7 protein-coding genes, 3 pseudogenes and 2 riboswitches are annotated in these 13,348 nt (G+C 49.3%); of the genes and pseudogenes, 5 read left to right on the forward strand and 5 right to left on the reverse strand.

The features are described 5' to 3' along the window. The first annotated feature begins 23 nt into the window (after positions 1–23). Positions 24–533 carry a hypothetical protein gene (locus tag ASG81_RS23705; protein ID WP_056640148.1) on the forward strand — a complete coding sequence of 170 codons (510 nt, stop codon included), beginning with the start codon at positions 24–26 and terminating at the stop codon, positions 531–533. Between the two features lie 200 nt (positions 534–733). On the opposite strand, the gene ASG81_RS32320 is transcribed toward ASG81_RS23705, so the two are convergent. Further along, entirely contained in the window at positions 734–3,505 is a 2,772-nt protein-coding gene (locus ASG81_RS32320; RefSeq protein WP_200961597.1) for a patatin-like phospholipase family protein, read from the reverse strand. Between the two features lie 525 nt (positions 3,506–4,030). Between ASG81_RS32320 and ASG81_RS34170 the strand changes: the two genes are divergently transcribed. Further along, entirely contained in the window at positions 4,031–4,285 is a 255-nt protein-coding gene (locus ASG81_RS34170; protein ID WP_081417548.1) for a GNAT family N-acetyltransferase, read from the forward strand. Positions 4,286–4,360: 75 nt separating this feature from the next. On the opposite strand, the pseudogene ASG81_RS33765 reads toward ASG81_RS34170, so the two are convergent. Beyond that, positions 4,361–5,170: pseudogene (locus ASG81_RS33765) on the reverse strand (beta-propeller fold lactonase family protein); the annotation flags it as partial. Positions 5,171–5,774: 604 nt separating this feature from the next. Between ASG81_RS33765 and ASG81_RS23720 the strand changes: the two are divergent. Beyond that, complete coding sequence (locus ASG81_RS23720) at positions 5,775–6,275, forward strand: GyrI-like domain-containing protein (protein WP_056640154.1); 501 nt, start codon at positions 5,775–5,777, stop codon at positions 6,273–6,275. A gap of 811 nt (positions 6,276–7,086) precedes the next feature. Here the strand turns inward: ASG81_RS23720 and gcvPB are convergent. Genes gcvPB through gcvT form a run of 3 tightly spaced genes read right to left on the reverse strand, consistent with a single transcriptional unit; the run spans position 7,087 to position 10,999 of the window. Beyond that, the gene (gene gcvPB / locus ASG81_RS23725) at positions 7,087–8,544 is read right to left on the reverse strand and encodes an aminomethyl-transferring glycine dehydrogenase subunit GcvPB (protein WP_056640157.1); all 1,458 of its coding nucleotides are present in this window, start codon (positions 8,542–8,544) and stop codon (positions 7,087–7,089) included. Next, positions 8,541–9,893, reverse strand: coding sequence for an aminomethyl-transferring glycine dehydrogenase subunit GcvPA (gene gcvPA / locus ASG81_RS23730; RefSeq protein ID WP_056640159.1), 1,353 nt, complete (start codon positions 9,891–9,893; stop codon positions 8,541–8,543). The genes gcvPB and gcvPA overlap by 4 nt, the downstream gene beginning before the upstream one ends. Continuing rightward, positions 9,890–10,999: a glycine cleavage system aminomethyltransferase GcvT gene (gcvT, locus tag ASG81_RS23735; protein ID WP_056640161.1), complete on the reverse strand. Its 1,110-nt coding sequence runs from the start codon at positions 10,997–10,999 to the stop codon at positions 9,890–9,892. Before gcvT ends, gcvPA begins: the two co-directional genes overlap by 4 nt. A gap of 88 nt (positions 11,000–11,087) precedes the next feature. Beyond that, positions 11,088–11,199, reverse strand: a riboswitch (glycine riboswitch). 3 nt (positions 11,200–11,202) lie between these two features. Then, positions 11,203–11,300, reverse strand: a riboswitch (glycine riboswitch). A gap of 480 nt (positions 11,301–11,780) precedes the next feature. Here gcvT and ASG81_RS34175 point away from each other — a divergent pair. Further along, positions 11,781–12,600 (forward strand): annotated as a pseudogene (locus tag ASG81_RS34175) (RNA-guided endonuclease InsQ/TnpB family protein); the annotation flags it as partial. Between the two features lies 1 nt (position 12,601). Then, positions 12,602–13,336 (forward strand): annotated as a pseudogene (locus tag ASG81_RS23750) (RNA-guided endonuclease InsQ/TnpB family protein); the annotation flags it as partial. Positions 13,337–13,348: the final 12 nt, after the last annotated feature.

The raw sequence follows: 13,348 nt of genomic DNA on the forward strand, positions 1-13,348 counted from the left end.
CAGTACGGAAAGGGGGAGGAATATTGAGCAAAAAACAAAAGTTAATATTAAATATATCAATAGTGTTGAACATATTACTAATCGCATTTGTAGCTTGGGGATATATGAAGATGAAATTTGTGAAGGAACATATATTCATTGCTGAGGTTCAACATAATTTAGTTGAATTAGAAGGCACAATTGCAATACAAAAAGAAAAAAAATGGGCAGACCCCAACTTAGTGACGACTGAATTGGGAGACGTTCTGAACGGAATTTGGCTTGGTATCAAAACTGGAGGACAATTAGGAAATCTCTCCAAAAATGATAAGGAAACTATGAATAACTTGTATAATAAGTTAAATCAATTTCCTAATGATGAAATATATAGATTTGCTGATTTAACCGAAGAGGATAAAGAAAATTTAGAGGAGTTGCAAGAAATACTTCGTGAAGTTGGGCTAGGGTTAAATATTCAAGTTAATGGTAATATGAAATACTTTATAAACCAAGCAGAAGAATTGGTCGGGAAAATCGAAGTTCCATTGCATTAGAAAACCTATTTCTTATATTAAGCTAACGTATACGTTAGCACATTAAAAAAAACGGCAGTCTAAGACTTTATTTTCTCGTCCTAGACTGACGCTATTTCGTTTTTTCGGGTCAGTTTAATACTTTATTTTCCCAGTACACCAAGGAATAAATTCCTTAATTACGGGCTGCTTGCAGGCCTCCATCGGCCTTCTCTCATCATTCAACTCTGCACGGTGTCAGTCGCCCAGACCGCCGTGCCGTCGGGCCGGTAAATAACGACGTTGCCGTCATCCTGAACAACCAGCCGGCTGCCGGGGTGCTGCCACGTATCGGATGACCAGCGGGGCACAGCGTTCTCGTCATAGATAACCAGATTTCCGTCGCCCTGCATGATGCACACCCCGACCGGCCCCCCTGTTGCCGAATCCCAGAGCCAGCTCCTGTCGCCGTTGCTGTTGTTTATATAAAGCACCAAATTTCCATCGCCCTGAAAAACGAAGGTATATCTTCCGTTTGCGGATTGAACCGGATGGTTAACATCAAGAAGTTCGCCCGGCTGCATATCGTCCCCAGCCGCTGCCGTGCCTGACGGCAGCATCGCCTGCACGGTGTTCGTCGCCCAAACCGCCGTACCGTCGGGCCGGTAGATGACCGCATTGCCGTCATCCTGTACGACCAGCCGGCTGCCGGGGTGCTGCCACGTGCCGGATGACCAGCGGGGGACGCCATCCGCGTCGTAAACGACCAGGTTTCCGTCGCCCTGCATGATGCACACCCCGACCGGGTCGCCGGTTGCCGAGTCCCAGAGCCAGCGCCTGTCCCTGTCCCTGTAGTTTTTGTACAGCACCAAATTTCCGTCGCCCTGGAAAACAAAGGTATACCAGCCGTTCGCCGAATGGATCGGCCGATCCATTTCCAGCAGCTCGCCCGGCTGCATATCGTCCCCGGCCGCTGCCGGACCTGACGGAAGCGTCGCCTGTACGGTGTTCGTCGCCCAAACCGCCGTCCCATCGGGCCGATAAATAACTGCGTTGCCGTCATCCTGAACAATCAGTCGGCTGCCGGGATACTGCCACGTATCTGAAGACCAGCGGGGGACGCCATCCGGGTCATAGATGACCAGATTTCCGTCGCCCTGCATGATGCATACCCCGGCCTGTCCTACTGTATTCGATGCCCAAAGAGCCTTCCGGTCCCTGTCCTTGTAGTTTTTGTACAGCACCAGATTTCCGTCGCTCTGGAAGACGAATGTATACCAACCGTTTGCCGAATTAATCAGCCGGTCGGCTTCCAGCACCTCGCCGGGCTGCATATCATCCCCGGAGGCTGCAGGGCCCGATGGAAGCCATAGCACTTTGGCCGGCTGCCAAGGGTGGCGCTCCCAATCAAGCCACCAGCTTTCGCATTCGGACGGGACGGCTCCGCCCATTAGCTGCCGGTCATGCACAAGATCGCGGAGTTCATTTTTGAGATTGCGCACCTCCTGCAGGGCTTGCGGATCGGCTGCGGCAGCCTGTGCGGGATGCACCGGGCGTCCGTTTGCATCGTACTGCAGAAGGAAACCGGTTGCGGCATATTCCTTCTCCCAAATCTCCTTCCGCTTCACTACAATCCGGCCAGTATGGCGCTGTTCACTAAGCTCGTCGGCAAGCTTCCGGTAGTCCGCAGTATTATTCTGCTGCCTGGCCTGCAGCGTATCGTCGGCCCGCATATAACCGTGCGCTATCCGGATATCGATCAGCCCCGGATCTATGGTCATGATGTCGTGGATGTCGAAGTCAGGCTGGATCAAAGTCACGTTTGCCCCCCAGCCGAGCGGCGGTTCGGCCTCGTTGAGCACCGTCTCGTTGGTCATAATATCGCTGGCTGCGCGGCTCGCCACATCGGCAATCGTAGCCACCCCTACATCAAACGACTGCAGCAATTCGCCGCTTGCGACGCTGCGCGCCGGATCTACCGTGCTGTCGGAGGCAAGCACCGCATATACATCGGTCGCGCCAGACTGAATGGCCACCTGGATAGGTGCAATCTCGCGCACGCCGCCGTCCACGTAATTCTCGCTGCCGAGCTTGACGGGCGGAAAGGCGAAAGGAATGGCGGCGGAAGCAAGCGTACCTTGTATAAGGCTGACGCGCAGCGGACCTGGCTGCGGCGGATTGTCGATCTTGCATTGATTCAGTTTCACATCCAGCTCGTTGATCCGTTCGTTGATCTCTTTAATTTGCGCCAGAATCTCCGCTCTCTCGCTGCCGGAAGCATGATGCAGGTCGGCTTGCAGCCGAGTGCGTTCCTCCTTCCGGTCATCGATCTCGTTCGCGAGGGACCGGCACTCGGGGGCAATATCTGGCGGCGGCGCCATCAGTGGCGTCATATTGTCACGCTCCAGCACCACCCCCGTCTCGGTTACATAGCGCAGTGCTCCGCTTTCCAAAGCGACCGCCGCGAGACGGAGTGTGATCCCGGACTGGCGCACCTTGTTTAAATCGAGCTTTGCAGGATTGTTCAGCTTGCCCAGAATCGGTCCGAGATTATAGAGCGAACGGGATCTGGCGTTTATGATCTTCTCGAGCTCCCGCTTCAACTCCTGGATATCGTTTACCGTATTGATCAGATCATAAGCGACCCAAGCCCAGCCGATCGGGCCGAGGGCAATTTTACCGGCTTCCAGGGCGACCGTGCCGACTTGACTGGCTGCCGATTGTTCAAGGAAAGCAAGTACCTCGGAGTTTTCGATGCCCGTCAGCCACGCTTCTTTTTCCCACATATCCGAATTGCTCCGCAGTTCGCGCCATATTCCGATCAGCCCGCTCAAGCCGCGTGTAGCGTCGCTGCCGTCCCCTTCTCCCTCGGACAGCTTGATCGCATTGATGGCGCCTACCGAACAACCGGTCAAAATCGCAGGCCGGATATTATTTTCGTAGAGATAGCGCACCGCGCCAACCTGAAAATCGCCTTTCGCTCCACCACCGCTCAGAACAATTGCTACAGTCATAATCTACTCCTCCTAAGGTTTCTTATTAAAGAATTGCCTATTACAGCATGTGCGGCCGGTTTTTCGTCATCGGGGAATCGTCATCTCACCTCCCGGGTAATCATAAGTAAGCAGACGCCTCATTTTATGCGTTTACAATATTTCGTGCCGGCAGATCAACTTCGCAGGCAAATGGCTAAAACTGCTTGTCTACCGCATGGAATTACTTCGACATTTAACCATTTTTTACCTTTTGCCTTCTCCGCAAAAATCAAAATTTTCCCATCTGTTTTTTGCCCCTATTTCAGGATGGCTTAATACTAAAAGAAGGAAATTCAAGGATTTGGTAAGAATTTATTATTAATTGATTTCATGAAACTAGGAGAATGTTTTATGTATATATCGATCGTTATTACCAAGTGATCTTGAAATTCTCTGCTCTTTTCCACAGAATGAAGAAGAATTATATTTTATGTTCCCTAAAGCCGTATCTCCTTTTACCCCTGACCAAATTGAGGAAGTCGTTAAGAACACGTTAAAAACAGATTGGAGCCCACAGTTATTCTGTGCAATCAAGAAGTTGTGGCTTATGCAAATTTTTATGATCATGACGGCGATTCTTGCTGGTTAGGTAATGTTATTGTGCCCCCTGATTATCAAGGAAAAGGGGCTTCTCAATATCTAATTAGGGTAATGGAGATCATTGGAAGAGAAAAGTTGAAAGTACAAAGACTTAAACTTGTATGTCATAACACTAATACAAGGGGGAGTTTCAGGAGAAGGCTGCCGAGTAAGCGTTAAATAGCCCACATCCTGAGAACAAGATGTGGGCTATTTAACGCTTACGTCAAGGAAGGGTCTGATGTTTTCAAACATCTATAAAGGGATAATAGCAAGCCCAGATGCTGCATTTCCTACTTTTAACGTCTTAATAACCTTATTATCCCTGATCCTTATAACAGAAACTGTATTTTCTCCAAAATTAGCAACATACGCATATTTACTATCTTTTGTAATGGCTACAATACCGGGTTTGATCCCCACCGGAATGGTAGCTATCACCTTGTTATTTATTAGTTTTATGACGGAAACCGTGTTATCCCCTTCATTACCGACGTAGGCAAATTTATTGTCAGGGGTTATGGCTACACCGATCGGTTTACGTCCAGCTTGAATCTTTTTTAGGATCCTTCGACTATGAATACCTATAACCAAAACATTATTATCCGTAGTGACATAAGCTAATTTGCGGTTCATCGTGAAAGCAATTTGATCAGGGCCGACATCGGCTTTTATCGTAGCGATAACCTTATTGTTTTTCACATCGAAAATAGAAATCGTATTGCTGTCGTTATTACTTACAAATCCTAAAGTTCTTAAGCCGCACTTCGTAGGAGTAATGGTTACTCCTACAGGGTTTTTTCCAACCTTTATCGTTTTAACGACTCTTTGTTTCTTTATACAAATTACTGAAACGGTATTGTCAGCCGAGTTCGTAACATAGACGAAGTTTCGCGATGTACCTACATCCGATGGAGCGTTTCCGACCCTGATGGTGCGGATAATTGTATTTGTTTTTCTTTTGATTACTTGAGCGGTGTTATCGCGTTTATTGACAACATAAGCATACTTCCTATCGGGTGTAACAGCAATCTCAAAAGGTCCACGACCGGTCTTTATTGTTGCCTTGACCTTTGTTGTTCGGGTATAATCACCGACACGGTATCATCGTTGAAATTCGTGACATAGCGAAATGAAATGATGGCGATGGTCTACATGCGGTCAAAGGATTAACCCTCCTTTTTTTATGGCTTAATCTATGCTATTAATTTGCTTAAAAGAGTGGCACGGCCATTTTATAGATATTTGTTTATTTATTATTTGTAGGTCCCATTTATATCTGCTCAATGGCTTAACGCAACATGCATTCGTTTGATCATGTTACTTTCCTTCTTTCACAAATTGTTCGATACGACATTAAATGGAACCACGAACTTCGCGGAATTATGGTTATTTAACAACGAAAATACTTAATATTTGAAATGGAAGTAACTGCAGGTGCTATTTGTGCTGATGGATATGAGGTTGCTGAAGCAAGATTTATACCAATAGAAGAAGCATTGCGAGATCCATTGGTAATCGACTTAACGAAAGAGATTATACGTGCATTTAATTCAAATAATAATGTATTATTTCAACTTAAGAACTCAATACAAACTAACAATAGCTGGGTCAAATATGAAGTATTAGTTTGAAATTGAATTAAGTCATTGCGCGTTAGGAGGTACGTATGGAAGCGATTATTATTGATAAGCCGGCAATGAAATTAATCGGATTAGCCACAAACGTTACACTCTATGATGTGCAACAGAACAGGACGACTATTAAGTTAGGATACAATTTTATGGACCGAAGGGCAGAAATTACAGATTCCATTAATGGAAAGGAAGTATTCGGGATTTCAACAGACCCTGAGGACTATAATCCAGAAACTGATCAGTTCGAATTCTTCATTGGCGTTGAAGTTTCCTCGAATGAGAACATTCCGGACGGAATGGTGTATAGAGAACTGCCAGCAAATACATACGCACTGTTTACATTTAAAGGTGCAGCCGATAATGCTGGTGCTGTTCATGCTTATTTATACTCCACGTGGTTAAAACAAAGCGGATATGAACTCTCCGGCCTTTACAATATCGAAATTTACGATGAACGAAATCATGGTCCTGAGTCTGAAGAATCCATTACGGATATTTGTTTTCCGGTTCGAAAGAAATTAAGAAGACATTGAATCACTACTGTGAATTAGGCGGTCTCGCTGCTACGATTAGCACAATTTGTTGTGCTATCGGGATACTGTAGTTAACACCGAAAGGGCTACCGCGTGGTACCCTTCGTTACGCTAACCTGATTGATACTATTCTTCAACAAATTCTAAGTACACTAGGACTCATATTCGTATGTATGTTTGGCTATAAAATCTTTAAATTGATTCATAAGGAAGGTTAAGGGTAACGATAGTGGAGGAGCTTGCTTTGCTGCAACTCTTCTTTCTTTTTGAAGTAACGGACAGTATAATGGGGAAACTTACCTGTACTAGTAGCAGAATTCACATGTAAATTAGAACAATCAAACTATAGAATGCAGTTAGGGGAACGTTTATGAAAACCAAGTTACTTGAAGTATTAATTTGCATTGTCCTAGGCTTTTTTTCAGGTTTATTACTGAGTGGGACTGGGAGACATATTGAAGAAAGTGGAATTCATATTTTGCTCGGATGCATTTTTTGGATTTCTGTCTTTTCTTATCTTAAAAATAAATGATCGACTTGTTATTAAGCCCCATGGAAGAACGCATTTACTTCCATAATCTGTGGTGTCGCGTGAGCGGCATGGATGACGGGTACGTTAGCCCAATAAAAACAACGGCAGTCTAAGACTTTTTTTCAAGTCCTAGTCCGCCGCTGTTCCATTTTTTGGGTTCAGTCTAATTCTTATTTTTAGACGACTAACGTTTTTTCATTTTATAAAGCCCGTAATATCTAGCAGTCCAGTCCAGGACTTTATCTTCATTTAACAATAATAGCTCAGCCACGGGGCGTCTTAGCCGCAGGTGCAGTTCAGCACCGGCTTTCGGGCGGCGCTCGTCTCGTCGAGCCGCTTCACAACGGTCGTGTACGGCGCGTTGATGACGAGCTCGGGATTGTTCTCCGCTTCCTGCGCGATTTGGATCATCGCATCGATGAAGCCGTCGAGCGTTTCCTTGCTTTCCGTCTCGGTCGGCTCGATCATGATGCATTCCTCGACGTTAAGCGGGAAGTAGATTGTCGGCGGATGATAGCCAAAGTCGAGCAGCCGCTTGGCGACATCCAGCGTGCGGACGCCGTACTGCTTCAGCTTCCTGCCGGACAGAACAAATTCGTGCTTGCAGATGCCCGGATACGCGACCTCATAGTAAGGGGCAAGCCGGTGCATCATGTAGTTGGCGTTCAGCACCGCGAGCTCGGATACGCGGCGCAGCCCATCAGGGCCATAGGTGCGGATATACGTGTAAGCGCGGACCAGAATGCCGAAGTTGCCGTAAAAGGCTTTGACGCGGCCGATCGATTGCGGCCGGTCGAAATCAAAGCAGAAAGTGCCGTCTTTGCGTTTGCCGACAACCGGCTTCGGCAGAAACGGAATGAGCCGGCTCTTCACGCCGACCGGGCCTGCCCCTGGACCGCCGCCGCCGTGCGGCGTGCTCATCGTCTTGTGCAAATTCAAATGCACGACGTCAAAGCCCATATCGCCGGGGCGGGCAATCCCCATGATCGCGTTGGAGTTGGCTCCGTCGTAGTAGAGAAGGCCGCCGGCCTCATGAACGATTTCGGCGATTTCCACGATTTGTTTCTCGAACAGGCCGAGCGTGCTCGGGTTCGTCAGCATCAATGCGGCGGTGTCGCTGCCGACAGCGGCGCGCAGCACGTCCAGATCAACCATGCCGCTCGCGTTCGATTTGATCGTGATGGTGTCGAATCCGGCAACCGTCGCGCTGGCCGGATTCGTTCCGTGGGAGGAATCCGGTACGATCACTTTCGTGCGTACCTCGCCCCGGCTTTCATGGTAAGCGCGGATGAGCATTAAGCCGGTCCATTCGCCGTGGGCGCCGGCGGCGGGCTGCAGCGTCACCTGATCCATGCCCGTGAGCGCAGCAATGTCGTTTTGCAGCGTGTACAGCAGCTCCAATGCCCCTTGAATGCTTTCTTCCGGCTGATACGGATGGATTTTGGCAAAGCCGGCAAACCGGGCGACATCCTCGTTTATTTTCGGATTATATTTCATCGTGCAGGAGCCGAGCGGGTAAAAGCCGTTATCGATGCCGAAGTTGCGGCGCGACAATTCCGTATAATGGCGGATGACGTCGACCTCGTACACCTCCGGCAGTTCCGCCGGCTTGCTGCGGAGCAGTTCAGCAGGAATGAGCGCTTCCGCTGCTAGCTCGGGAACGTCGCATGCAGGCAGGGAGTATGCAATACGCCCGGGCTTGCTTAATTCAAAAATCAACGCCTTCTCGGGTTTCATAGGCACGCCTCCAGTACACTTACGAATCGGTCGATTTCATCCTTCGTTCTTCGTTCGGTTACGGCAAAAAGCATGTGGCCCTTCAGCTCGGGATATGCCTCTCCAAGATCGTAGCCTCCGATAAATCCGGCCTTCAGCAGCTTGGAATTAACGGCTTTCAAATCCGCGGCTTCAGGCATCCGTACGACAAATTCATTAAAGAATGGCGATGCGAACGCGAGGGAGAGAGAGGCGCCCGCCGCTGCTTGATTCGCGGCATAGTGCGATTTGCGTAAATTAAGCAAAGCCGCTTCCTGCATGCCGGCTTTGCCTAAAGTCGACATGTAGACGGAAGCGCACAGCGCCAGCAAAGCTTGGTTGGAGCAAATGTTCGATGTCGCTTTCTCGCGGCGAATATGCTGCTCGCGTGCTTGCAGCGTCAGTACGAAGCCCCGTTTGCCCTCCTGATCGACCGTTTGGCCGACGATTCGGCCCGGAATACGGCGCATGAGCGGCTCCGATACGGCGAAAAACCCGCAGGTCGGTCCGCCCAGCGAAGCGGGAATGCCGAGCGGCTGCGCGTCGCCGACAACGACGTCGGCGCCAAGCTCGCTCGGAGATTCGAGCAGTCCAAGCGATATCGGATTTGTACTCAGTACGAGCAAGCCCTTCTTCGCGTGGATGAGAGGCTCAACCGCCCGGATGTTCTCCACGCAGCCGAAAAAATTCGGCGTTTGAATCAGCACGGCCGCCGTTTCCTCTGTAATGACTGCCTCCAGAGCGGCCAGGTCCGTAACGCCGTCTTTATAGCCGATTTCGATCACATCGAGATTTAAGCCATGCGCGGAGGTGAGCAAAATTTCGCGCGCTTCCGGATGAACGGTACGGGAGACGATAATCTGCTTCCGCTTGGTCGCTCCTGCTGCAAGCGCGGCTGCTTCCGCCAAGGCGGTGGCGCCGTCATACATGCTTGCGTTCGCAACCCTCATGCCGGTCAGCTCGCAAATATAAGACTGGAATTCGAATATCGCCTGCAGCTCGCCTTGGCTGATTTCAGGCTGGTAGGGCGTATAAGCGGTATAAAATTCAGAGCGTGAAATGACGTGATTGAGGATGACGGGGATATGGTGATCGTAAAGGCCCGCACCCAAAAAGCTGGGAAAGCGGTCGGAGTCGGCGTTTCGGTCCGCCAATTCTCTCATATGCCTGAGCAGCTCGGGCTCGCCGAGGCGCCCGGACATCGGCATCACTCCGGAATAGCGGACAGCTGCGGGAATATCGGTGAACAGCTCTTCAATCGACCCGACGCCGATTACGGCCAGCATATCGGCTTGATCTTGCTCCGTCACCGGCAAATAACGATGCTTCATGATAGGCCCGCTCCCTTTTTGTAAAATGGCGTCTTCACGATTTTTGCTTTAAGCCGGTTGCCGCGTATTTCTACCCAAACCTCGGTATCCGGGCTCGTATAGGCGATGTCGATGAGGGCTAGTCCGAGATTACGCTTTAACGTCGGAGACTGCGTGCCTGTCGTCACTTCACCAATCAAGGCGCCGTCAGCGTAGACGGGATAATGAGGGCGGGGAATGCCGCGGTCGATCAGCTCAAGGCCGACCAGCATGCGCGTCAGCCCTTCGCTCTTCTGCGCGGACAGCGCTTCGCGCCCGAGGAATTCGCCTTTGTCCAGCTTAACGAAATAGCCGAGGCCGGCTTCCAGCGGCGATATATCCTTTGACAATTCTTGCCCGTACAAAGGGAGCCTGGCTTCGAAACGAAGCGTGTCGCGGGCGCCAAGGCCGGCAGGAATGAGCCCTAAGGGCCCGCCTGCAGCGAGCAGCCCTCTCCAAATGACCTCAGCGTCACTGGAAGCGCAGTAGATTTCAAAGCCGTCCTCGCCGGTGTAGCCTGTGCGGGAGACGATGGCGGGAACACCGTTCACTGTCGCCTTGTAAATAAAGTGGAACGATGGCAGTGACAGGATTGCGGCGTCGGTCACCATTGCTAAAATCGCGGCTGCTTCGGGGCCTTGAAGCGCTAGAAGCGCGGTCTCGTCTGATCGGTTTTCCAGAACGACATCGCCGATCAGATGATCCTGCAGCCACTGCAGGTCTTTATCAATATTAGAGGCATTGACAACGAGCATGTATTGATCCGCCGAGAGCTTGTAAACGAGCAGGTCATCGACAACTCCGCCATCCTCGTAACACATTAACGTATACTGCGCTTGGCCGATGGAAAGACGTGATACATCGTTGGTCGTCATGTGCTGCAGGAACGTCTCCGCGTATTGTCCGGTTACGAGAAATTCGCCCATATGGGAAACGTCAAATAGTCCGGCTTGCTGGCGAACGGCATGATGCTCCTTTTGAATGCCGTAAAATTGCACGGGAAGCTCCCAGCCTCCGAAGTCGATACAACGCGCGGAAGGGAAATCTGAGTAGAACGGATAGAGCGGTGTGCGCTTTAATGAACTCATCTCATCACCCCTTATGGATATTAAAAAAGACAGGCAAAAGGAATCGATATGCGGGCAGAGTGATTCCCGCCGCATATATGTCCTCCTGCTCTGTCCTTTGTACCTGAGAGTTACCTCAACACATGCTGTAAGCCATCATTCATGTAATCAGTGTGTGAGTTTCCCCTTTGGTGATCCCATGCCTGGGATTCTCTCCAGAGATGCGTCCGGTAAAGGTCCTTTTGCCTGAGAGATTCACCCGTAAGGGCTTACTCCTTCGGCGTTACCTGTAAAGCCCGGTAATCTCTCCCGCTACCATCATCCGCGTATTCAGTTTTCGTTTTGCCTATTCTAATTTCATTATAAACGCCTCAAGCGTAAGGGTGTCAATCATTTATTTGTGAAAACATTTTTTATTGTGAGGTATATTGACATGAATATGCGGATTGTTTTATGCTCTGGGGGAAGAAAGCGATCGAATAAACGGATGACGTTTGATGGGACAACCCCCGGATGCCAAGGACAAAGAAAAGACGAATGCCTTTTCTCTGTCCTTTTCTCATTTTCAGGAGGTGATAGGCATAGAGTTTGTTACGGATAGACGCTGAAATGTACGCCGCGATTTCCTTCACGTTATTTCTATCAATTTTCGCCGAGAGGACTCCCACTTCTGTAAGTGGCGAGGTGAATCGGCGACCTCCTGAATACGCCCGCAAGAACTCCTTTCCTTCCTCATTTTTTAGCGATATAATAAGAAAAGGAAACGTGTGTTCTTATTTTGTGGCTGAAAGGAGGTGAAGTCATGACAGATTCAATGCCCATGTACAGGACTCATCAAGTGTGGGTCAAACCCGGCCATCGGCTGTTTGCGTATCTGGACCAAGCGTGTCAAAACGCCAAAAACCTGTATAACACGACCAACTTTTACATCCGACAGGTGTTTACCTCCTTTGGGCAGAATGAGTCCTTGCAGCCTTTGCAACAACAAGTGATGAACACACTGGAAGCCCATATCGATGCGATGAACGAACGGCGGAGCGAGAAGAATCATTCCCATCCGTTCAAGCTGCCTTCCAAGGAGAAGCATTTTGTTTCTTACAACTTCATGGATGCTTTGTTTAAAGTGATGGATCATACCGACTATCGAGCCCTCCCCGCGCAAAGCAGTCAAGGAATCATGAAGATTGCATTTCAAAACTGGCTATCTTTCTTCGCCAGTATGAAGGACTACCGAAAGCATCCCGAGAAATACAGTGGAAAGCCCCATATACCGGGATATGCCCGCATTAAGGTGAAAGAAGTCGTGTTCTCCAACCAGGATTGCGTGATTAAAGAACAGAAGTATCTTAAACTTCCGAAGACAAAGCTGCAGCTTAATATCGGCAAGCTAGGCTGTACCGACGGACAACTGAAGCAGGTGCGTGTGGTGCCGAGCCATAGCCAATTTGTCGTCGAAATGGTCTTCGTTTATCCGTTAGAAAAGAAGAAAGCAGCGAAAGCAAACGTGCTCGCGATTGATCTTGGCGTTGAAAATCTTGCAACCATCGTTACGACTACCGGTTCGAAACCGATGCTCGTGAAGGGCAAGATGATCAAAGCGATTAATCAATATTACAACAAGANAATCCTGCCTTCCATTTTAACACTGACGATATTGATCTTGGCGTTGAAAATCTTGCAACCATCGTTACGACTACCGGTTCGAAACCGATGCTCGTGAAGGGCAAGATGATCAAAGCGATTAATCAATATTACAACAAGATGAAGGCTCATTATATTGGCATTCTTCGTCAGGGCAAGAAATCGCACGAAGGAGCACATACATCCAGACGATTGGAACGCTTGCATCTGAAGCGCCATCGCCGGATCAAAGACTTGTTCCACAAAGTAAGCCGTCATATCGTCAATACGGCTGTGGAACAACAGATCGGCACGATCGTCATAGGACATAACGATGGGTGGAAGCAAGCGTCCGCGATCGGAAGGCGAAACAATCAGTCTTTCTGCCACATCCCGCACCAGATGCTCATTGCGATGATCCGGTATAAAGCGGCCGAACAGGGAATAGCCGTTACGTTGACCGAAGAAGCGTACACCTCGAAAGCCAGCTTCCTCGATCAAGACCCATTGCCACGTTATGATGAAGAGGGAGAGTGGATCTTCACAGGCAAGCGGATTCATCGCGGGCTGTATACGAGCACGAAGGGCCTGATTCATGCCGATGTGAACGGCGCAGCGAACATCTTGCGCAAAGTATTCCCAAACGTATCCGCCCAAGGAACGGATGGGATAGAGGGGTTGGATGGTAACCAGACCGTCAACGTGTCAACTCCACTGGTGTTAAGCATTCTGAAGTAAGTAAGGATGATA

The organism is Paenibacillus sp. Soil522 (genome assembly GCF_001428245.1).
GTDB lineage: Bacteria > Bacillota > Bacilli > Paenibacillales > Paenibacillaceae > Pristimantibacillus.

What these genes read in the sequence shown, in the direction of transcription:
- ASG81_RS32320 (WP_200961597.1), bottom strand. Translation starts at nt 3,505, where the DNA reads ATGACTGTAGCAATTGTTCTGAGCGGTGGTGGAGCGAAAGGCGATTTT.
- ASG81_RS23720 (WP_056640154.1), top strand. Translation starts at nt 5,775, where the DNA reads ATGGAAGCGATTATTATTGATAAGCCGGCAATGAAATTAATCGGATTA.
- gcvPB (WP_056640157.1), bottom strand. Translation starts at nt 8,544, where the DNA reads ATGAAACCCGAGAAGGCGTTGATTTTTGAATTAAGCAAGCCCGGGCGT.
- gcvPA (WP_056640159.1), bottom strand. Translation starts at nt 9,893, where the DNA reads ATGAAGCATCGTTATTTGCCGGTGACGGAGCAAGATCAAGCCGATATG.
- gcvT (WP_056640161.1), bottom strand. Translation starts at nt 10,999, where the DNA reads ATGAGTTCATTAAAGCGCACACCGCTCTATCCGTTCTACTCAGATTTC.